Raw genomic sequence first — 19,017 nt, 5'->3', positions numbered from 1 at the left:
ACCATGGTGCTTGGCTTTGGCGACAAGGGTGTCGTGGTGCGTGACGCCCATTTTCCCGGCCAGGCGCCGATCGACAGCTATGGTAATGGCGGCTTTCGCTTTGCCGATATGTCGCATCGCGGATCGCTGCTTCTTCTGCCCTCAGGTATCTACAGATGGGATTTGAACGAGGGCGATGAGTTCACGCCACAGGCGTTTTCGCGCCTGCTTCATGAGAAAGGCGTCGAATTTCTGCTTGTGGGGACGGGTCAGCAGATTCGCCTTTTGCCGCCTGACGTGCGGACTGCGTTGAAGGCGCATGGCATGGCGGTGGACCAGATGTCGACCGGGGCAGCCGTTCGCACCTACAACATCATGTTGTCGGAGCAACGTCCTGTTGCTGCGGCGCTGATCGCGGTGTGATGTCGGCAATGGCATCGGGTGCACCAGAGGGACGAGCAAAGCCGTCTTCGAATGCAGATATCTGCCTTGAGACACTGCGTCTTACCGACAGTGATCGGTATCTCGCTTGTCTTTTGACACCGCCTGCGCATCGCGCCGAGCTTGCTGCGCTGTATGCTTACAATGCCGAGCTGAGCCGTGTCCGCGATGTGACGCGGGAAGCCATGACCGGCGAAGTGCGCCTGCAATATTGGCGCGATCTGCTTGAGGGGCAGGCGCACGGCGAAACCAATGCCAATCCGATCGCCGCCGAACTCCTGCGCACGGTTGCCGAACGGAAGTTGCCGGTCGACGCGCTTGTTCGCATGGCCGACGCGCGGATCTTCGATCTCTACGACGATCCGATGGAATCGACAGCGATGTTCGAAGGCTATGCTGGCGAAACTGCCTCTGGTCTGATCCAGTTGGCATCGCTCGCGCTCGACGCCGGAGCGGCGGCCGATGCAAGCGAGATTGCCGGCCATGCCGGCGTCGCGCAGCTGGTTGCCGGTTGCCTGCTGCTACTCCCCCTCCATATGCAGCGCGGGCAGGTTTATCTGCCGCAGGAAATCCTGACGGCGGTGGCGCTTGATCGGGACACGTTTCTGCAGCGCACTGATCCAGCCAGACTGTCGGCGGCGATCGAGGCGTTTGCGGGTTACGGGCTTGATCACCTGCAAAAGGCGCGACGCGCGGGCAGGATTCCGAAGTCCCTTGTTGCAGCTTATCTTCCACTTGCCTCCACCGAGCGCATCTTGACGCGTGCACGGCGGATTGGCGGCGACATGGCACAACGCGATGCCCGCCCAGCGCAGTGGCGCAGGCAAATGTCGATGCTGCGGCTGTTGGTCACCGGCCGGCTTTAGCCCCGAGGGCATGCCGCTGGCGTCACGCTCACGCAAGGCTTGCGCTCTAAGCGTCGCTCAACGATGATCGGATGCGAGCGGAAGCGAGGTATACCCAAATGCTGGCCTGGAGTTTCGTTTTGGTCCTGGTGGGCCTGCTTGCGTATTTTTCGACACGGATGACGCGCCGCGCCGATGAAAGCAGTCTCGGGGATACCGGGCTTGCAATCGTCGAGTTCGGGCGGGCCTTTCCGAATGAAGCGATCCGCAGCCTGCATGCGACGGAAGACGGCAAGGCCGTTTTCGTTCGTCTGCATGACAACAAGGCCGGCTTCATGCGCAATATGCGCAACCACTTTGCCTGCCACCTGATCACGCCGGGCAGGGTGCGGGTTCGTGGATCAAACGACGGCTATTCCCTGACCATCGATTTCCTCGATGCATCTTATCACAACGGGGATTACAGCTTCGCCAGCGCTGCCGAGGCCGCAGAGGTTTCGCTCTGGCTCCTCGGCAATTATGTCGCGCCTGTCGATCGTCAGGTGCCGGACGGGCTGCCCGGCATCTGAAGCCTCAAGCCGTTTGCAGCCATGCGCGGCAGTCGGCCAGCGCGCGCGCTGAGATCAACTGCCGCTTCATGATCGTCTTGTCCTTGCCGCGGAAGCGTTTGACGCCTTCCGGCTTGACGATCGATCCGGGCTCCAGGTCCGGAAACAGGCCGAAATTGATGTTCATTGGCTGGAAAGACCGCTTGCCGGGTTCCTCGTCGGAGACAATGTGGCCGCCGGTGATGTGGTTGAGGAGGGATCCCAGTGCCGTTGTCGCCGGCGGCAGGTCGATTGTCTCGCCCTTACGCTCAGCCGCGGCAAAGCGACCGGCTAGCAGGCCGATGGAGGCGCTTTCGACATAGCCTTCGCAGCCGGTGATCTGACCGGCAAAACGCAAGCCCGGACGCGCCTTCAGCTGCAGGCTCGGATCGAGCAGGGTCGGCGAGTGGATGTAGGTGTTGCGATGCAGGCCGCCGAGGCGGGCGAATTCCGCATTCTGCAGCCCCGGAATCATCCGGAAGATCTCAGCCTGCGCGCCATAGCGCAACTTCGTCTGGAAACCGACCATGTTGTAGAGCGTGCCGAGCGCATTGTCCTGACGCAGTTGCACGACGGCATAGGGCTTGACGGTCGGATTGTGGGCGTTGGTCAGCCCCATCGGCTTCATCGGGCCATGGCGCAAGGTTTCTCGGCCACGTTCGGCCATCACTTCGATGGGCAGACAGCCATCGAAATAGGGCGTACCTTCCCATTCCTTGAAGCCTACAGCGTCACCCGCGATCAGTGCATCGATGAAGGCATTGTACTGCGTCTCGTCGAGCGGGCAGTTGATATAATCCTTGCCCGTACCGCCGGGCCCGACCTTGTCGTAGCGTGACTGATACCAGCAGATATCCATGTCGATCGACTCGGTGTGTACGATCGGCGCGATGGCGTCGAAGAAAGCCAGCGCATCCTTGCCGGTCTTCTCGCGGATTGCTTCGGCAAGCGCCGGCGAGGTGAGGGGGCCTGTCGCGATGATGGCAAGATCCCAGTCCTCCGGCGGCAGGCCGGCGACTTCTTCACGAACCACGGTGATCAGCGGATGCTGGTGAATGGCAGCGGTGACGGCATCGGAGAAGCCGTCGCGGTCAACCGCAAGCGCGCCGCCGGCAGGAACCTGATGCTTGTCCGCGCAGGCCATGATGAGCGAGTTTGCCAGACGCATTTCCGCATGGATGACGCCGACGGCATTGGCCGTCGCATCGTCTGAGCGGAACGAGTTGGAGCAGACCAGTTCGGCAAGGCCGTCGGTCTTGTGCGCATCCGTGCCGCGCACGCCGCGCATCTCATGCAGGATGACGGGGACACCCGCCTGGGCCACTTGCCACGCGGCTTCCGAACCGGCAAGGCCGCCGCCGATGATGTGAATGGGGGAGAAGGAGCTGTTTGTCATGGGCGGCTCCATATCACGGCTCGATGCTCAAGGTCCATCGGGTGATCATGGGCGAGCGGCGCGGATCGTCGCCATGGCAGGGCCTGAAAACAAAAACGGCACCAAACGGTGCCGTTTCATACAAACTTCTGCATCGGTTCCGATTAACGGAAAGAGCGGGAAGCGATGTTGCGGATCTCGTAACGTGTGATGCCGATGTCGTTCAGGGTCTGCGAAGACAGGTTGCCCAGTTCGTTCATCGTGCGGCGGTAGCTGATCCAGTTCTTTGCAATGCGGATCGGGTTCATGGTCGTTTCCTCGTCGAATATTCGCCGATCTTGCGGTGTTTCCCGCATCGGCGATTGACCTTCTTATACGCCCGTAAAACAATATTGTGCAGTGCAAATAATGTGCGACTGCTATGCATTTGTGCATGAGGTTGCCGTCATAAGCGGCAATGGTGCGACGATGATGAAATACGCGCCAAGCGTTAATGCGCGTTTACCAATCGAAAAAAGCCCGCAATTGCGGGCTTTTCAACGTTAGCTGTACCTTATGTCCAAGCATCAGACTGGCTTGATCAGTATATGCTTCTTCTTGCCGAGCGAAAGCTTGATCACGCCTTCGGCGGTGACCTCTGCGCTGCCGACGGCCATGCGCTCATCCGAAACGCTTGCGTCATTGATCCTGACGGCGCCGCCTTGGACGTGGCGACGGGCTTCGCCGTTCGATGCGGCAAGGCCGGCCTTGACGATCAGCGCGAGCAGGCCGATCCCCGCGTCGAGTTCGCCGGTCGCGACTTCGACAGTCGGAAGCGTGTCGGCGAGCGCGCCTTCTTCAAAGGTTTTGCGCGCCGTCTCTGCGGCCTGTTCGGCGGCTTCCCGACCATGCAGAAGTGTCGTGACCTCGGTTGCGAGGACCTTCTTGGCTTCGTTGATCTCCGAACCGCCCAGGGCGGCAAGACGTGCGATCTCGTCCATCGGCAGGATGGTGAAAAGCTTGAGGAAGCGCACGACGTCGGCATCCTCGGTGTTGCGCCAGTACTGCCAGAAGTCATAGACCGGAAGCAGGTCCGCATTGAGCCAGACGGCGCCGGAGGCCGATTTGCCCATCTTCGCACCGGAAGAGGTGGTCAAGAGCGGCGCCGTCAGCGCGTAGAGCTGCGGCGTGCCCATGCGGTGGCCGAGGTCGATACCATTGATGATATTGCCCCACTGGTCGGAACCGCCCATCTGCAGGCGGCAGTCGTAGCGCTGGTTCAGTTCGACGAAGTCGTAGGCCTGCAGGATCATGTAGTTGAATTCGAGGAAGGACAGCGACTGCTCGCGATCAAGGCGCGTCTTCACGCTGTCGAAGGACAGCATGCGGTTGACCGAGAAGTGGCGGCCGACATCGCGCAGGAATTCGAGGTAGTTCAAGGGCCGCAGCCATTCGGCATTGTTGATCATCAGGGCGCCGTTCTTCGGGCCCTTGTCGTAGTCGAGATAGTTCGAGAAGCAGCGCTTGATCGAGGCGATGTTGTCCTCGATCATCTCGATGGTCATCAGCTTGCGCGCTTCCTCCTTGAAGGAGGGGTCGCCGACCATGCCCGTGCCGCCGCCCATCAGCGAGATCGGCTGATGGCCCGTCTGTTGGAACCAGCGCAGCATCATGATCTGCATCAGGTGGCCGACATGCAAGCTCGAAGCCGTCGGATCATAGCCGATATAGGCCGTCACGCTTTCCTTGGCGAGCAGGTCGTCGAGCCCCGTTTCATCGGACATCTGATGAATGAAGCCGCGCTCGGAGAGGATGCGGAGGAAATCGGACTTGAACTTCGTCATGACGCTGTTGCTTTCGGTTTCTCTGGTCTTTCGGTGGTAATCTTGGAAATACGCGCGGGCTTTAGCATTGTTTTTTGAATTGTGCACCCGTCTCGGTCATGAATGTCCAGCTGAACACAGGGCCGAATCGGGTGGCAAATGGCGGAAATCAAAACTGCAATCGGGCTGATGAGCGGAACGTCGATGGATGGCATTGACGTGGCCCTGCTGCGGACTGATGGGGAGGCGCTCGTCGAGCGTGGCGCATTCCTGTCGGTACCCTATGAGCCGCCATTCCGCGACCGGCTGAAGCAGGCGCTGGACGAGGTCAAGAGCGTCAAGCAACGGGAGGAGCGGCCTGGCGACCTTGCGCGTCTGGAAAAGGATCTAACATTACGCCATGCAGAAGCGGTGCGCCTGTTTCTGGAACGGCAAGGGCTTGCCGAGCGCGACATCGACCTTATCGGCTTCCACGGTCAGACGGTGTTGCACCGACCATATGAGGGCCTGACAGTCCAACTGGGTGACGGCGCCCTGCTTGCCGCGGAAACCGGCATCGATGTGGTCTATGACATGCGCGCCAACGATATGGTCCATGGCGGGCAGGGCGCACCATTGGTCCCGGTCTATCACCAGGCGCTCGCCCACAAGATTCCGGCAGAGGACTGGCCGGTCTGCTTCGTCAACATCGGCGGCATCTCGAACCTGACCTTTCTCGATCGCGATGACACGATCATCGGCTTTGACAGCGGACCGGGCAACACGCTGATCGACCAGTGGGTCGAGACCCATGCCGGGATCCCCTATGACGACGGTGGCCGCATTGCCTCTGAAGGCGCGGTTATCAAGACGCTGGCTGATCGCTATCTCGACAATCCGTTTTTCACGGCAAAGACCCGCCGCTCGCTCGACCGCAACGACTTTCGCCCGCCGGATGGACACGAGGCGGAGCTTTCGGACGGTGCCCGGACATTGGCCCATGTTTCGGCTGCGGCGATTCTGAAATCGGCCGGCCATCTTCCAGCCTTCCCGCGCTGCTTTGTCATCTGCGGCGGCGGGCGGTTGAACCGGACGATCATGGGGGATCTCGTTCGGCTTGCCGGAGAACGCGCGGCTGCGGTGTTGACAGCCGAACAGGCCGGTTTCGACGGCGATGCGATGGAGGCGGAAGCCTGGGCCTATCTGGCTGTGCGGTCCGCCCGCGGCCTCCCGCTGACCTATCCGGGTACGACCGGCGTCAGCCGGCCGGTCAGCGGCGGCGTGTTCGCTGCAACACCGCGCATGCACCCGGTTTGAGGGCTACTGGACTGGATCAGCGGAGAGACCCATTCGGGCAAAGGCGCGCCCGTCTCTCAGACCCACCTCATAGGCATGCCGGATGCCGGCGGCGTCACCGACAGCAAACTTGCTCACCGGAATGTCCTCACTCGGGCCGACAACGATGCGGTTTGGCGCCTGCGGTGGCGTGCGACCAAAGCGCGTGGAGAGAAGCAGGGTGCGCCAGCCCTTGCTCTCGACCTCCTTGAGTTTGATCAGTGGCGGATTGTCGACAAGTCCGCCATCAAGATAGGCACGACCACGCAGCCGGCCGACCGGCATGAAGGGCGGCACCGAAGAGGTCGCCATCAGGGCATCGACGAGCTCGCCAGGATAATTCAGATTGTGGGTCGAAATCCAGGTGGGCCGCAGGCGCAGGCGCAGGCCCGCCCTGGAATGGGTTCCGTCAGTCAGGAGCTTCTCGATCTGATAGGCACCGATCGAGCCGAGGGCGCCGAGCGCGCCCGGCATCCAGTCCGGCAGGCCGGACAACTGGATGAGCATCGGCGGCGCCGCCTTGAGAGCCACAAGTTCCGCTTCACCGAATTCGCTTGCGAGCAGCTGCCGGAACAGCGACCCGACGACGAGCGGCGATTCCCGCCGCCGCAATGCTTTCCAGTCGACGCCGCGATGGCCCTTTTCGGCGAAGGCGAAGGCCGATTCACGCACCCTGTCGCCGACGCCGGCTAGGAACATCGCGCCATGATAGGCACCGGCCGAGAGCGAGACATAGAAACGCGGGTTGAGCGGCTGATGCTCGCTGAAGGCTTTGAGAAACCCACTCTGCCAGTAGCAACGGTTTCCACCGCCCGCGAGGCCGACTGCGTCAAAGCTCATCTCTGAAGTCATGGTTGGAAGCACTCCATGATCGCGGCACAATCTGGTTCGGAAAACGTGTTGGCGAACCCTGAAAAGCAAATGGCGCGGATCATTCCGCGCCACTTGATTTTACTCTTCGACCTTACCGGATCCGCTTGGCGGCCGGTTCGGGAACGAGTTCGCCTTCAAGGCGACGGTCGAGGTAGTCCTCGCATTCGGCCATCAGCGTTTCCACCTGGCCGTTGAAGAAGTGGTTCGCGCCCGGTACCGTCTTGTGGGTGATCAGGATGCCCTTCTGCGTCTTCAGCTTGTCGACGAGGCCGATCACATCCTTCTCCGGGGCCACCTTGTCACTGTCACCATTGATGATCAGGCCCGAAGACGGGCAGGGGGCGAGGAAGGAGAAGTCGTAGATGTTCGGCTGCGGCGCAATCGACATGAAGCCTTCGATTTCCGGACGGCGCATTAGAAGCTGCATGCCGATCCAGGCGCCGAAGGAATAGCCGGCAACCCAGCAGCTCTTCGAATCCGGATGCAGGCTCTGAACCCAGTCGAGGGCAGAGGCCGCGTCCGACAACTCGCCTGCGCCATGGTCGAACTCGCCCTGGCTGCGGCCAATGCTGCGGAAGTTGAAACGCAGCGTCGTGAAGCCCCGCTTCTGGAACATGTAGAACAGCTGGTAGACGATCTGATTGTTCATCGTGCCGCCGAATTGCGGGTGCGGATGCAGGATGATGGCAATAGGGGCGCTTTTTTCCTTGGAGGGCTGATAACGGCCTTCGAGACGGCCGGCGGGGCCGTTGAAAATCACTTCGGGCATTAGGTTCCGGTCCCTGATATTTTTGCGGTTCGTCAACACCAAATTAGAAAGCTGACTTGACGAGGTCACTCAGCTTTTCTAGAACGAAGTTTAGAACCGTTCGAAATTGGATGGCGGCGCATCCGGGGTGAAGGTGTCTTAAGGCAAGCCCGACGGCAATTTCAAGAAAAATGCGCTGTCTTATGCATGGAGTGCTTAGCCCTGATGGCTGCAGAGCGCATATATCTGGACTGGAACGCCACTGCGCCCCTGATGGGCGTGGCGCGCGATGCCATGGTCGAGGCGCTGGCAATGCCGGGCAACCCCTCATCCGTTCACGCCGAAGGGCGTGCGGCGCGTGCTGCCATTGAGAAGGCGCGGCGTGATGTGGCAGCTCTTGTTATGGCCGACCCGGCGCATGTGACATTTACCGCAAGCGCGACCGAAGCCGCCAATCACGTGTTGTCGCCAGTCTATCGCATGGGCAAATCGCGCGTGACGCTCGGTCGGCTCTATGTCTCGGCGATCGAGCATCCGGCTGTGAGAGCAGGCGGGCGCTTTGCTGCCGATGCCGTGTCCGAAATTCCGGTCACGCGGACCGGTGTGATCGACCTCGACGCCCTGTCATCAACCCTGGCCGCGCACGATCTTTCCGCTGGCCTTCCACTCGTCGCGGTGATGCTGGTCAACAATGAAACCGGCATTATCCAGCCAATCCAGGAGATCTTCGCCGTCGTAAAGAAGTCAGGTGGGCTGCTGGTGGTGGATGCCGTGCAGGCGGTAGGGCGCATTCCTCTGTCGATCTCTGAACTCGGCGCGGATTTCCTGATCCTCTCGGCCCACAAGCTGGGTGGCCCCAAGGGTGTCGGTGCTCTGGTGTCGCGTGGCGAGACCTTGATGCCGGAACCTCTGGTGCGTGGTGGTGGCCAGGAGAAGGGGCATCGCGCCGGTACTGAAAATCTCGCGGCGATCGCCGGCTTCGGCGCTGCTGCGCGCGAAATGGCGGCGGGCCTGGTTGAGCGGAATGCGCATGTGGCGGCACTTCGCGATCGGGCTGAGCAAGCCATGCTGTCGGTGGCGCCGGACACGGTGATCTACGGACGAGGTGAAGCGCGGGTCGGCAATACGAGCTTTTTTCATCTGCCGGGGCTGAAGGCGGAAACCGGGCAGATCGCGTTTGATCTCGAAGGCGTGGCTTTGTCGGCCGGTGCCGCCTGCTCATCGGGCAAGGTGGGTGCAAGCCACGTGCTGACCGCCATGGGCGAGCATGCCGCAACCGGGGCGCTTCGCTTGTCTATCGGTACTGATACGACGGACAGCGACATCGATCGCTTTCTGGGCGCCTTTGCAAAGATTGCTGCCCGCCGCAAACCGGCGGGGCAGGCCGCCTGAGGCGGCGAAAATTCGGGCCGCACGTCGTTTTCCCTTGCCAAGAGGGGTGAAATGATGGCTCGGAAACCTTAAATATGGCGGGACACCGCCCAACGTTAACAAGCTGCCGGAATTTGGCCCGGCAAGATTGGAGAACGACCATGGCTGCTGTGCAGGAAACGATCGATCAGGTCCGCCAGATCGATGTGGATCAGTACAAGTATGGTTTTGAAACCACGATCGAAGTCGACAAGGCGCCCAAGGGCCTGTCCGAGGATATCGTCCGCTTCATCTCGGCAAAGAAGCAGGAGCCGGAATGGATGCTGGAATGGCGCCTCGACGCCTACCGGCGCTGGCTGACGATGGAAGAGCCGACCTGGGCTCGTGTCGACTATCCGAAGATCGACTTCAACGACATCTATTATTACGCCGCGCCGAAGACGGCTGCAGGCCCGAAGTCGCTGGACGAAGTCGATCCCGAACTTCTGAAGGTCTATGAAAAGCTCGGCATTCCGCTGAAAGAGCAGGAAATGCTGGCTGGCGTGCAGACGTCGAAGATCGCCGTCGATGCCGTCTTCGATTCGGTTTCGGTCGTGACCACCTTCAAGGAAGAGCTGAAGAAGGCCGGCGTGATCTTCATGTCGATCTCGGAAGCCGTGCGCGAGCATCCGGAACTGGTGAAGAAGTATCTCGGTACCGTCGTTCCGGTTACCGACAACTATTATGCGACGCTGAACTCGGCTGTTTTCACTGACGGTTCCTTCGTCTTCATCCCGAAGGGCGTTCGCTGCCCGATGGAACTCTCGACCTATTTCCGCATCAACGAGAAGAACACCGGCCAGTTCGAGCGCACCCTGATCGTTGCGGAGGAAGGCGCCTACGTCTCCTATCTCGAAGGCTGCACCGCACCCCAGCGCGATGAAAACCAGCTGCATGCAGCGGTCGTCGAACTCGTGGCGCTCGATGATGCCGAGATCAAATATTCGACCGTTCAGAACTGGTATCCGGGCGACAAGGACGGCAAGGGCGGCATCTACAACTTCGTCACCAAGCGTGGCGATTGCCGTGGTGCGCGTTCGAAGATCTCCTGGACGCAGGTCGAGACCGGCTCTGCGATCACCTGGAAATATCCGTCCTGCATTCTCCGCGGTGACGACAGCCAGGGCGAGTTCTACTCGATCGCCGTCTCGAACGGCCATCAGCAGGTCGACAGCGGCACCAAGATGATCCATCTCGGCAAGAACACCAAGAGCCGGATCATCTCGAAGGGCATCTCGGCCGGCGTGTCGCAGAATACCTATCGCGGCCAGGTCTCGATGCATCGCAAGGCGGAGAACGCGCGCAACTTCACCAATTGCGATTCGCTCCTGATCGGTGACACCTGCGGCGCGCATACTGTGCCTTACATCGAGGTGAAGAATTCGACGGCCAAGGTGGAGCACGAGGCGACGACCTCGAAGATCTCCGAGGACCAGAAGTTCTACGCCATGCAGCGCGGCATCCCGGAAGAAGAGGCGATCGCGCTCATCGTCAACGGCTTCGTCCGCGACGTCATCCAGCAGCTGCCGATGGAATTTGCGGTTGAAGCGCAGAAGCTGATCAACATCTCGCTTGAGGGTTCGGTCGGGTAATGAGGGGGCGCACACAGCCAGTTGCGGTCGTCATTCTCGGGCTTGTCCCGAGGATCTACTGCCGGCAAGGCTGATGCACGATGTCCGGCTTCGTTTACATGATGTCGGACAAGCCACGTGGTGTGATTTACACCGGTGTGACCAGCGACCTTGAGGGGCGCATATGGGAGCACCGGAATGAAGTGAGGAAAGGTTTTACGTCCAGATACCATGCAAAGCTCTTGGTGTGGTTCGAGCAGCATCCGAACATCGTCCTCGCGATCAGACGAGAGAAGTCTCTGAAGCGCTATCTGCGGGACTGGAAGATCAAGCTGATCGAAGGGTTAAACCCGACATGGCTCGATCTCTGCGACCGGATTTACGAGATCGAAAACATCTACTCACCGCACCCGAGCTCACCGCAATGGTCGGACTATAACTGATACGGCAGTAGATCCTCGGGACGAGCCTGAGGATGACGAAATGAAGAACAGGCGCCCAGCGGCGCAACAGGAAACGACAGGCGGCCCTTGAACCGCCCGATGGACAGGAAGACAGACATGCTTGAAATCAGAAACCTCCATGCCCGCATCGCCGAAGACGGCACCGAAATCATCCGCGGTCTGAACCTGACCGTTAAGGCCGGCGAAGTGGCTGCCATCATGGGTCCGAACGGATCGGGCAAGTCGACGCTCTCCTACATCTTGTCGGGCCGCGAAGACTACGAAGTCACCGAAGGCGACATCCTCTATAACGGCGAGAGCATTCTTGAACTCGACCCGGCCGAGCGCGCCGCCAAGGGCATCTTCCTCGCCTTCCAGTACCCGGTGGAAATCCCGGGCGTTGCCACCATGCAGTTCCTGAAGGTTGCGATGAATTCGCAGCGCAAGGCGCGTGGCGAGGACGAGCTGACGACGCCGGAGTTCATCCGCCGCGTCAAGGAAGCTGCCGGCGAGTTGAAGATCAACCCGGACATGCTGAAGCGTCCGCTGAATGTCGGCTTCTCCGGCGGTGAGAAGAAGCGCGCCGAAATCCTGCAGATGGCGCTGCTCGAGCCGAAGCTCTGCATCCTCGACGAAACTGATTCCGGCCTCGACATCGATGCGCTGAAGATTGTTGCTGACGGCGTCAACGCTCTGAAGCGCCCGGATCGTGCGACCGTCGTGATCACCCACTACCAGCGCCTGCTCGATTACATCGTGCCGGACAGTGTTCACGTCCTCTACAAGGGCCAGATCATCAAGTCGGGCGACAAGGAACTGGCGCTTGAACTCGAAGCCAATGGTTACGCCGACATCACCGGTCAGGCAGCCTAAGCGGTTTCAAGTTTTAAAGGAGTAGCAACGATGACATTGCAAGCGGCAAACCGGCTCACTGTGGCCGAGACCCAGCTCATCGACGCCTATACCCAACAGATCGGCAGCCTGCCCGGCGACGGCGCCGTGCTGCAGAAGCGTGACGGCCTGTTTGACGTGCTGAAGCGCCAGGGACTTCCGACGAGACGCGTCGAGACATTCCACTACACCGACCTCAAGGCCTTGCTGCGGGCGTTGCCGGCTGATGAGCCCCAGGCAATTGCCAGGGCGGCCGACGCATTGGTATCCGGTGCAACGGTCCTCAATGTCCTGCAGGGCGTGGCACAGACCCCGTCAGCGCTTCCCGACGGCTTGAGCGTAACGCTCTACCGCGATGCGCTGCTGAGCGGTACCGCCGCCGAGGGGCTGACGCCTTTCAACGGCGACGATACGATCGGACGCATCAACGGCGCATTTGTGCGCGACGGCCTGATTGTTGACGTCGCCGACGACGCCGAAATCGAGGCGCCGATCGAGCTTCAGTCCGTTCACGCCGCTGGCCAGTTGCACCTGCGCTTCCCGGCCAATTTCGGCAGGGGCTCCAAGGCAACCGTCATCGAGCGCCATATCGGCCAGAGCGGTTCGGCCGCACTCGCATCCGTCGTTGCGGACCTGAAGCTTGGCGACGGCGCGGAAATCACCTGGATCATCCTGCAGGGTGAGGGCGATGCCGACACCCATCTCGGTCAGATCCGTGTCGAACTGGGCGCCGATGCCAAGTTCCGTCTGTTCATCATCAATGCCGGTGGCAAGCTGGTGCGTCAGGAAGTACATGTGAAGACCGCGGGCGAAGGCTCCGACTTCATGTTGCGCGCCGTCAATCTGCTCGGTGGCGACACCCATACCGATGTGACGATGACGCTCGGCCACGATGTGCCGAACACGACCTCCACGGAGATCATCCGCAATGTCGTCTTCGATCGCGCCCGGGGCGTCTTCCAGGGCATGATCCGGGTGGCGCCCGATGCCCAGAAGACCGACGCCCGCATGGCCTGCAACACGCTGCTGATGTCCGATGAATGCGAGTTCTCGGTAAAGCCAGAGCTCGAGATCTTCGCCGACGACGTGCAGTGCGCCCATGGCGCGACGGTTGCCGACATCGAGAAGAGCCATCTCTACTACCTGATGTCGCGTGGCATTCCGGAAAAGAAGGCACGGGCGCTGCTGATCAACGGCTTTGTCGCCGAGATCGTCGAGGAGCTCGAAAATGAGCCGCTCGTCGAAGCGCTGGAGGAGATCATCACCGACTGGCTGGAGCACCATGGCTGACACGATCGCGGCACGGGCAGGATATGATGTCGAAGCTGTCAGGCGGGATTTCCCGATCCTGTCGCGCGAGGTCTATGGAAAAAAGCTGGTCTATCTCGACAATGCCGCTTCGGCCCAGAAGCCGAGCCAGGTGATCGATGCGATCGCGCATGCCTATTCCAGTGAATATGCCAATGTGCATCGCGGCCTGCATTTCCTGTCCAATGCCGCGACGGATGCCTACGAGGCTGCGCGCGAAAAGGTGCGCGGCTTCCTGAATGCCCCTTCGATTGACGAGGTGATCTTCACCAAGTCCTCGACGGAGGCGATCAACACGGTTGCCTATGGCTGGGGCATGAAGCACATCGGCGAGGGCGACGAGATCGTACTCTCGATCATGGAGCACCACTCCAACATCGTGCCTTGGCACTTCGTCAGGGAGCGCAAGGGAGCCAAGCTTGTCTGGGCACCGGTAACGGACGACGGCGCCTTCGATATGGAGGCTTTCGAGGCCTGCCTGACCGAACGTACCAAGCTGATCGCGATCACCCATATGTCGAACGCGCTCGGCACTGTTGTTCCGATCAAGGAGGTCTGCCGGATCGCCCGTGAGCGCGGCATCGCCGTCATGGTCGATGGCAGCCAAGGCGCGGTACACATGGCGGTCGATGTGCAGGATCTTGGCTGCGACTGGTATGCCGTGACCGGACACAAGCTTTACGGCCCCTCGGGCATCGGCGTGCTCTGGGGGAAAATGGATCGCCTGAAGGACATGGATCCCTTCATGGGCGGTGGCGAAATGATCGTCGAGGTCTCGGAGGATCGCGTCACCTACAACGAGCCGCCGCACCGTTTCGAGGCCGGCACGCCGCCCATCGTCCAGGCGATCGGACTGGGCTATGCGCTCGATTACATGGAAAGCCTTGGCCGAGACAATATTGCGGCGCATGAGGAGAGCCTTCGCGCCTATGCCCATGAGCGTCTGTCGGCGATCAATTCGCTGCGGATCATCGGCAATGCGCCGGGCAAGGGTGCGATCTTCTCCTTCGAGCTTGCCGGCATCCATGCCCACGACGTCTCGACGATGATCGACCGCCGCGGTGTGGCTGTGCGGGCGGGCACCCATTGCGCCCAGCCGCTGCTCGCTCGATTCGGGGTGACATCCACCTGCCGCGCGTCATTCGGGCTCTACAATACGCGGGAGGAAGTCGACGCATTGGCCGACGCTCTCGATTATGCGCGAAGCTTCTTCGCCTGAGGATAAAACCATGACCGACACTGAAAGCAAGCCTGACGTCCGCGAGGGCATCGTCAACACCGCGATCCCACCCGAAGAGGTGGCACGGTTGTCGGATGACATCATCGCGGCGCTGAAGACTGTCTATGATCCGGAAATCCCCGCAGACATCTTTGAACTCGGCCTGATCTACAAGATCGATATCGAGGACGACCGCATGGTCAAAATCGTCATGACGCTGACGGCTCCGGGCTGCCCGGTTGCCGGCGAAATGCCGGGCTGGGTGGAAAATGCCGTGGGCGCTGTTGAGGGCGTCGCCGGTGTGGAGGTTGAAATGAGCTTTGATCCACCATGGACCCCGGACCGCATGTCGGAAGAAGCGCAGGTCGCGGTCGGCTGGTATTGATAGAGGTCAAGTCGCTCTCTACATTCGAATGACGAAGCGCCGGGCCTTGAACCCGGTCAGCGAAGGAGATGACGAATGGCGTTTCAAGTCATGACGCTCAGCGATGCGGCTGCCGCGCGGGTAAAGTCGATCGTTGCCAATTCCGCGCCGGATGCCAAAGGCATCAGGGTGGGGATCAAGAAGGGTGGTTGCGCCGGGATGGAATACACCATCGATCTGGTCAGCGATCCCAATCCTCGCGACGATCGGATCGAGAAGGATGGCGCGACTGTTTGGATCGATCCGGCGGCGGTGCTTTATCTCCTCGGGACGGAGATGGGGTTCGAGACCACCACCTTGCGCTCGGGATTTACCTTCCACAACCCGAACCAGACCTCCGCCTGTGGATGCGGCGAGTCCGTTGAGCTGAAGGCTGCGGATCTGGCTGAGCTTGCACAGCGCCGGGAGGCCGAGCAGGCCTGACCAGGGTCAGCCCAGGCCCGTCTCAATACCCCTGGAATTCGCCAGTAATCGTGTGGGTTGCGGAAGCAGCTTGCATCGACACGCGTTTGCGTTCTAAATCGATTTAAACAGCGTGTGGCGGGGGCAACGATGCTGAAACGGCAGGCGACGGCGAACGCCATGTTCGACTTCATGAGTTTGTGCGGGCAGGCGACCTCGAAAGCCGAGGTTCTGGACGGACTTGAAGCCGCGGCCAAGGCCTTCGGAATGGACTGTTATGCCATTGCCGGGATCCCGCTGCCGAATGAACGCCTCGATCCCTATATGATGCTCAACGCCTGGCCGGACGAATGGTTCGAGCGGTATGTCCGCGAAAACTATGTGCATATTGACCCGGTCATTCATCGCACGCGGATGTCGGACGAGGCCTTTGTCTGGTCCGAAGCGCTGCGCGATGTGCCCCTGTCGCGGGCGTCACGCCGGGTGATGGACGAAGCGACGAATTTTGGAATGATGGACGGTTACAGTGTGCCGCTGCATTCCGTCGGCGGCTTTCAGGCCATCGTGACCTTTGGTGCGCGCAAGGTGGATTTGTCGGATGAGCAGCGTGGCGCGCTGCAAATGGTGGCAATCTTCGCCCATAACAGGCTGCGGGCTTTCCTGATGGAGCCCGATCTCTCCCGCATGGCGGCAGCCCTCAAGGTGACGCCGCGTGAGCGTGAAGTGATTCTGTGGTGTGCGGCTGGCAAGACCAATTGGGAAATCGGACAGATCCTCGGGATTTCGGAGAAGACCGTCCAGCATGAAGTGGCATCCGCCTGCCGCAGGTTGAACAGTGTCAACAGGGCACAACTCATTGCGGAGGCAATTCGAATCGGGATCATCAGATAAATAGGCCAATCAGCCTATAGGGGCTGCGGCGGGCTTGTTGCACTCTCCCTGAAACATCGAGAGGAGCAATAATGTTAGCGACCATCGTCGGCGCCGATTGCGCCCGCCATTCCGCGTTGATGGAAAAGATATGGCGCTTTCGCCATGAACAATTCGTCGAACGTCTTGGCTGGGAGGCCATTCGCCGTGCTGACGGGCGGGAGATCGACCAGTTCGATACCGATGACGCCATCCATCTGCCCCTGATCGTGGGCGATAAGGTGGTCGGCTACACGCGTCTGCTGCCCACGCTGGCACCGCATCTGTTGTCGGATGTGTACCCTCACCTGATGGACGGGCGGGACTGGCCGCGCGGTCCGAGGGTCTACGAATGGACCCGCTGCATCGCGGAAGCGAGCGATACCAAGATCGGTGGCGTGCCCATCTCGAACGCTCTCATGACGGCTGTTCTGGAATACGCATTGATCGCCGGTATCGAACAGTTGATCGTGCAGACTCACCCGAAGCTGGTCAATCTTTTGATCGGCACAGGCTGGACGGTGACACCGCTTGCCGCGCCCTCCGTTCTGGACGGGTCGCTGATCGTGCCGATTTGCGCTGTGCCTTCTGCACGCGCCTTGGTCAAACATCACGAATTATACAACATCACGGGCAGTCTGGTGGACCTGGAGAGGGCGCATGGCAACCCGTTTGGGCCGGAACGCCTGAAACGGTTGGCGCATGTCGGCGAGCTGCATGGTGTTGTCGAATATCAGAGACTTGCAGGAGAGTAACATGCAGAGCGGCAACTTCCCCTCATCGGACCTCTATGTCCGAGCCATCGTTGGCGAACAGGTTCGAAGCCTTCGCGAGATCATTCACAGCGTTGGTTTGAAGGAACCGCTGAGTGAAGAAACCCGGTTTCTTGATCACCTCTTGCAGATGGTATCGCTTGCGGCCAATGCTGCAACCGTGGAACAGCCGTCTGATCTGCGGCACGGCTGACGGGACGGGTCAGCTTGCCGTCGCTCTGACATAGGCCGGTTCATTCGCGCTGCTCAGACAGAGTTCGTCACGCAATGCTTCAATCGCGCCCAGAAGATGGGCGCGGGCGGCATCGGCTTCACTGTCATCCGCGAACAACCGATCCAGCGCCTCGTGCACGAGATCGACGCAATCGTCGACATAGTGGTTCCCGCGGGCCGCCTCGGTCGCGATCGTCAAGTGATGATGGAAAGCGCGTTCAAACAGCTGCCGCGAGCCTATCTGGAATGAACGAACGAGTTCGGAAATTGTATCGAGCGCAGAGTTAGCCATTGTCCTTGTTCCGCTTGCAACTGTTCTACAACTAAATGATGTGCCCTGTTGTTTGGGCAATTTTCAAGGCTAAAATCTGCATCCGCCTTGTTCGAGAGGGGGGGAGGGTCAGCTTTTTTTGGGCTGGGGCCTCACCCTATCTTTTTCACGCAGCAACATTGAGGCGGCGGGACCGTGACCACCGGGCCTTATAGCGTTGCACTCGCGGGCTGGGTCTAGTCACGCACGATGGTTTTCAGCACATCCCACATGTCCGCGCCGCTCTCCCAGGCACTGGCATTTGCCTTGAAAGCGAGCTCGGCTTGGATCAGCGACAGCATTTCGGATGCAATGTCGACATTCGAGCTTTCGGGAAGGGATGGCTGACCTGAGGGGAATGTGGAGGCAGAAACGCCGCCGCTTGCCGTGGTGTTGAACTGCGTTTCCAGACGATTATAACCGGGTGTGAGGGCGTTGGCGACGTTGCTGGCGGTTGCAGAAAGTTTTTGTGTCTGCGCCTGCATGCCGGACAAGGATATCGCCATCACGGAACCGATGCTCATCGTTCTTGAACCCGCTAAAAGTGTCATTGACCACAGGCTAGCGCATAAGATTTAGGGAAACCTCAATTATCAGGCTTTCTGAAAGATGAGGGCGCACGATGAAAATGTATCGATCTGCAACGCTTGGGGACCTTATTTCGGCGTGAGGCTAAAATCGGTGCGGACGGAAAGCGGTTGGCCCGGCAATGTGCCGGGCCTCGATCGCTGCTCGTGACGATTATTCGATAATCTCGACGATCTCTCGCGTTTGCGGGTCTACAATCACGCGTTGCTCGTTGATGACGGTGTAAGAGTAGTCGCTATAGCCATCGATCGGATAGAGTTCGACTGGATCTTCGATCACGCGACCGACGAGAACGTCGCCTTCGTAGGGGACCGAACGGACTTCACGTTCCATCACATAGGTCCGCGCAGGTGCGGGGATGACGACGGTGGAATGGGTAGCGACCGGGGCCTGCTGGATGATGACGGTTTCCTGCGCGTAGGCCGACGCCGACAGCGTCAGAACAGCCGCCGCACTGGCGAAAATAAGCGTATTGCGCATGTTCGATCTCCTGTTTTGAACGGTGGAAAAACGAAGACCATGGCAATCTGTTCCATCACGCTGTGCGCGTGGCCGTAACCACAAATGAAGAACGCCGCCATAACGGCGGCGT

The 19,017-nt window shown here is 60.1% G+C and carries 23 protein-coding genes; 15 read left to right on the top strand and 8 right to left on the bottom strand.

The window, feature by feature from the left end:
* Positions 1-3 precede the first annotated feature (3 nt).
* From FAA97_RS04025 to FAA97_RS04015, 3 genes are all read left to right on the top strand, one after another.
* Positions 4-402 carry an Mth938-like domain-containing protein gene (locus FAA97_RS04025; protein WP_136597220.1) on the top strand — a complete coding sequence of 133 codons (399 nt, stop codon included), beginning with the start codon at positions 4-6 and terminating at the stop codon, positions 400-402.
* Positions 403-410: 8 nt separating this feature from the next.
* A complete protein-coding gene (locus FAA97_RS04020) occupies positions 411-1,286 on the top strand; it encodes a phytoene/squalene synthase family protein (protein ID WP_136597219.1) in 876 nt (291 codons plus the stop codon).
* A gap of 158 nt (positions 1,287-1,444) precedes the next feature.
* Positions 1,445-1,834 carry a hypothetical protein gene (locus tag FAA97_RS04015; RefSeq protein ID WP_425467404.1) on the top strand — a complete coding sequence of 130 codons (390 nt, stop codon included), beginning with the start codon at positions 1,445-1,447 and terminating at the stop codon, positions 1,832-1,834.
* Positions 1,835-1,838: 4 nt separating this feature from the next.
* On the opposite strand, the gene trmFO is transcribed toward FAA97_RS04015, so the two are convergent.
* From trmFO to tyrS, 3 genes are all read right to left on the bottom strand, one after another.
* Entirely contained in the window at positions 1,839-3,248 is a 1,410-nt protein-coding gene (gene trmFO / locus FAA97_RS04010) for a methylenetetrahydrofolate--tRNA-(uracil(54)-C(5))-methyltransferase (FADH(2)-oxidizing) TrmFO (RefSeq protein ID WP_136597217.1), read from the bottom strand.
* Between the two features lie 143 nt (positions 3,249-3,391).
* The gene (locus tag FAA97_RS04005; protein WP_006728564.1) at positions 3,392-3,535 is read right to left on the bottom strand and encodes a DUF1127 domain-containing protein; all 144 of its coding nucleotides are present in this window, start codon (positions 3,533-3,535) and stop codon (positions 3,392-3,394) included.
* A gap of 258 nt (positions 3,536-3,793) precedes the next feature.
* A complete protein-coding gene (gene tyrS, locus FAA97_RS04000; RefSeq protein ID WP_136597216.1) occupies positions 3,794-5,050 on the bottom strand; it encodes a tyrosine--tRNA ligase in 1,257 nt (418 codons plus the stop codon).
* 138 nt (positions 5,051-5,188) lie between these two features.
* On the opposite strand from tyrS, the gene FAA97_RS03995 reads away from it, so the two are divergent.
* Positions 5,189-6,325: an anhydro-N-acetylmuramic acid kinase gene (locus tag FAA97_RS03995; RefSeq protein ID WP_136597215.1), complete on the top strand. Its 1,137-nt coding sequence runs from the start codon at positions 5,189-5,191 to the stop codon at positions 6,323-6,325.
* Positions 6,326-6,328: 3 nt separating this feature from the next.
* Here FAA97_RS03995 and FAA97_RS03990 read toward each other — a convergent pair whose 3' ends face one another.
* Together FAA97_RS03990 and FAA97_RS03985 are read right to left on the bottom strand one after the other, a co-directional pair.
* Positions 6,329-7,195, bottom strand: coding sequence for a patatin-like phospholipase family protein (locus FAA97_RS03990; protein WP_246041327.1), 867 nt, complete (start codon positions 7,193-7,195; stop codon positions 6,329-6,331).
* Positions 7,196-7,307: 112 nt separating this feature from the next.
* Positions 7,308-7,985 carry an alpha/beta hydrolase gene (locus FAA97_RS03985; protein WP_136597214.1) on the bottom strand — a complete coding sequence of 226 codons (678 nt, stop codon included), beginning with the start codon at positions 7,983-7,985 and terminating at the stop codon, positions 7,308-7,310.
* A 204-nt stretch (positions 7,986-8,189) separates the two neighbouring features.
* On the opposite strand from FAA97_RS03985, the gene FAA97_RS03980 reads away from it, so the two are divergent.
* From FAA97_RS03980 to FAA97_RS03930, 11 genes are all read left to right on the top strand, one after another.
* The gene (locus FAA97_RS03980; RefSeq protein ID WP_136597213.1) at positions 8,190-9,356 is read left to right on the top strand and encodes a cysteine desulfurase family protein; all 1,167 of its coding nucleotides are present in this window, start codon (positions 8,190-8,192) and stop codon (positions 9,354-9,356) included.
* A gap of 140 nt (positions 9,357-9,496) precedes the next feature.
* Positions 9,497-10,966 carry a Fe-S cluster assembly protein SufB gene (gene sufB / locus FAA97_RS03975; protein WP_136597212.1) on the top strand — a complete coding sequence of 490 codons (1,470 nt, stop codon included), beginning with the start codon at positions 9,497-9,499 and terminating at the stop codon, positions 10,964-10,966.
* An 80-nt stretch (positions 10,967-11,046) separates the two neighbouring features.
* On the top strand, positions 11,047-11,388 hold the full coding sequence (locus FAA97_RS03970) for a GIY-YIG nuclease family protein (protein WP_136597211.1): 342 nt from the start codon (positions 11,047-11,049) through the stop codon (positions 11,386-11,388).
* 117 nt (positions 11,389-11,505) lie between these two features.
* A complete protein-coding gene (gene sufC, locus FAA97_RS03965; protein ID WP_136597210.1) occupies positions 11,506-12,261 on the top strand; it encodes a Fe-S cluster assembly ATPase SufC in 756 nt (251 codons plus the stop codon).
* A 30-nt stretch (positions 12,262-12,291) separates the two neighbouring features.
* Positions 12,292-13,569: a Fe-S cluster assembly protein SufD gene (gene sufD, locus FAA97_RS03960; protein ID WP_136597209.1), complete on the top strand. Its 1,278-nt coding sequence runs from the start codon at positions 12,292-12,294 to the stop codon at positions 13,567-13,569.
* Positions 13,562-14,806, top strand: a complete 1,245-nt coding sequence (locus FAA97_RS03955; protein WP_136597208.1) for a cysteine desulfurase — start codon at positions 13,562-13,564, stop codon at positions 14,804-14,806. Before sufD ends, FAA97_RS03955 begins: the two co-directional genes overlap by 8 nt.
* 10 nt (positions 14,807-14,816) lie before the next feature.
* On the top strand, positions 14,817-15,191 hold the full coding sequence (locus tag FAA97_RS03950; protein ID WP_136597207.1) for an SUF system Fe-S cluster assembly protein: 375 nt from the start codon (positions 14,817-14,819) through the stop codon (positions 15,189-15,191).
* A 75-nt stretch (positions 15,192-15,266) separates the two neighbouring features.
* Entirely contained in the window at positions 15,267-15,653 is a 387-nt protein-coding gene (gene sufA / locus FAA97_RS03945) for a Fe-S cluster assembly scaffold SufA (protein ID WP_136597206.1), read from the top strand.
* A gap of 129 nt (positions 15,654-15,782) precedes the next feature.
* On the top strand, positions 15,783-16,523 hold the full coding sequence (locus tag FAA97_RS03940; RefSeq protein ID WP_136597205.1) for a helix-turn-helix transcriptional regulator: 741 nt from the start codon (positions 15,783-15,785) through the stop codon (positions 16,521-16,523).
* Positions 16,524-16,594: 71 nt separating this feature from the next.
* Positions 16,595-17,296: an acyl-homoserine-lactone synthase gene (locus tag FAA97_RS03935; protein ID WP_136597204.1), complete on the top strand. Its 702-nt coding sequence runs from the start codon at positions 16,595-16,597 to the stop codon at positions 17,294-17,296.
* Position 17,297: 1 nt separating this feature from the next.
* On the top strand, positions 17,298-17,507 hold the full coding sequence (locus FAA97_RS03930; protein WP_136597203.1) for a hypothetical protein: 210 nt from the start codon (positions 17,298-17,300) through the stop codon (positions 17,505-17,507).
* A 9-nt stretch (positions 17,508-17,516) separates the two neighbouring features.
* On the opposite strand, the gene FAA97_RS03925 is transcribed toward FAA97_RS03930, so the two are convergent.
* The 3 genes from FAA97_RS03925 to FAA97_RS03915 all read right to left on the bottom strand — a co-directional run bounded on the left by FAA97_RS03925 (position 17,517) and on the right by FAA97_RS03915 (position 18,905).
* Positions 17,517-17,819, bottom strand: a complete 303-nt coding sequence (locus FAA97_RS03925) for a hypothetical protein (protein WP_136597202.1) — start codon at positions 17,817-17,819, stop codon at positions 17,517-17,519.
* Positions 17,820-18,034: 215 nt separating this feature from the next.
* Positions 18,035-18,361 carry a flagellar basal body protein gene (locus FAA97_RS03920; protein WP_136597201.1) on the bottom strand — a complete coding sequence of 109 codons (327 nt, stop codon included), beginning with the start codon at positions 18,359-18,361 and terminating at the stop codon, positions 18,035-18,037.
* A 217-nt stretch (positions 18,362-18,578) separates the two neighbouring features.
* Positions 18,579-18,905 (bottom strand): DUF1236 domain-containing protein, encoded by a 327-nt coding sequence (locus tag FAA97_RS03915; RefSeq protein WP_136597200.1) that lies wholly within the window; start codon positions 18,903-18,905, stop codon positions 18,579-18,581.
* Positions 18,906-19,017: the final 112 nt, after the last annotated feature.

This window comes from Peteryoungia ipomoeae, assembly GCF_004912165.1.
Classification (GTDB): Bacteria; Pseudomonadota; Alphaproteobacteria; order Rhizobiales; family Rhizobiaceae; genus Allorhizobium; species Allorhizobium ipomoeae.
Note: the sequence above shows the minus strand (reverse complement) of the source record. Positions and strands in the feature narration are given on the sequence as shown.

Bases quoted from the DNA above. Each gene is read 5' to 3' on its own strand.
- FAA97_RS03940 (WP_136597205.1), top strand. From the start codon at position 15,783: ATGCTGAAACGGCAGGCGACGGCGAACGCCATGTTCGACTTCATGAGT.
- FAA97_RS03970 (WP_136597211.1), top strand. From the start codon at position 11,047: ATGTCCGGCTTCGTTTACATGATGTCGGACAAGCCACGTGGTGTGATT.
- FAA97_RS04025 (WP_136597220.1), top strand. From the start codon at position 4: ATGGTGCTTGGCTTTGGCGACAAGGGTGTCGTGGTGCGTGACGCCCAT.
- FAA97_RS03915 (WP_136597200.1), bottom strand. From the start codon at position 18,905: ATGCGCAATACGCTTATTTTCGCCAGTGCGGCGGCTGTTCTGACGCTG.
- FAA97_RS03990 (WP_246041327.1), bottom strand. From the start codon at position 7,195: ATGACTTCAGAGATGAGCTTTGACGCAGTCGGCCTCGCGGGCGGTGGA.
- tyrS (WP_136597216.1), bottom strand. From the start codon at position 5,050: ATGACGAAGTTCAAGTCCGATTTCCTCCGCATCCTCTCCGAGCGCGGC.
- sufB (WP_136597212.1), top strand. From the start codon at position 9,497: ATGGCTGCTGTGCAGGAAACGATCGATCAGGTCCGCCAGATCGATGTG.
- FAA97_RS04020 (WP_136597219.1), top strand. From the start codon at position 411: ATGGCATCGGGTGCACCAGAGGGACGAGCAAAGCCGTCTTCGAATGCA.
- FAA97_RS03995 (WP_136597215.1), top strand. From the start codon at position 5,189: ATGGCGGAAATCAAAACTGCAATCGGGCTGATGAGCGGAACGTCGATG.
- FAA97_RS04015 (WP_425467404.1), top strand. From the start codon at position 1,445: ATGACGCGCCGCGCCGATGAAAGCAGTCTCGGGGATACCGGGCTTGCA.
- FAA97_RS03925 (WP_136597202.1), bottom strand. From the start codon at position 17,819: ATGGCTAACTCTGCGCTCGATACAATTTCCGAACTCGTTCGTTCATTC.
- FAA97_RS03920 (WP_136597201.1), bottom strand. From the start codon at position 18,361: ATGAGCATCGGTTCCGTGATGGCGATATCCTTGTCCGGCATGCAGGCG.
- sufC (WP_136597210.1), top strand. From the start codon at position 11,506: ATGCTTGAAATCAGAAACCTCCATGCCCGCATCGCCGAAGACGGCACC.
- trmFO (WP_136597217.1), bottom strand. From the start codon at position 3,248: ATGACAAACAGCTCCTTCTCCCCCATTCACATCATCGGCGGCGGCCTT.
- FAA97_RS03985 (WP_136597214.1), bottom strand. From the start codon at position 7,985: ATGCCCGAAGTGATTTTCAACGGCCCCGCCGGCCGTCTCGAAGGCCGT.
- sufD (WP_136597209.1), top strand. From the start codon at position 12,292: ATGACATTGCAAGCGGCAAACCGGCTCACTGTGGCCGAGACCCAGCTC.
- sufA (WP_136597206.1), top strand. From the start codon at position 15,267: ATGGCGTTTCAAGTCATGACGCTCAGCGATGCGGCTGCCGCGCGGGTA.
- FAA97_RS03935 (WP_136597204.1), top strand. From the start codon at position 16,595: ATGTTAGCGACCATCGTCGGCGCCGATTGCGCCCGCCATTCCGCGTTG.
- FAA97_RS03950 (WP_136597207.1), top strand. From the start codon at position 14,817: ATGACCGACACTGAAAGCAAGCCTGACGTCCGCGAGGGCATCGTCAAC.
- FAA97_RS03930 (WP_136597203.1), top strand. From the start codon at position 17,298: ATGCAGAGCGGCAACTTCCCCTCATCGGACCTCTATGTCCGAGCCATC.
- FAA97_RS03980 (WP_136597213.1), top strand. From the start codon at position 8,190: ATGGCTGCAGAGCGCATATATCTGGACTGGAACGCCACTGCGCCCCTG.
- FAA97_RS04005 (WP_006728564.1), bottom strand. From the start codon at position 3,535: ATGAACCCGATCCGCATTGCAAAGAACTGGATCAGCTACCGCCGCACG.
- FAA97_RS03955 (WP_136597208.1), top strand. From the start codon at position 13,562: ATGGCTGACACGATCGCGGCACGGGCAGGATATGATGTCGAAGCTGTC.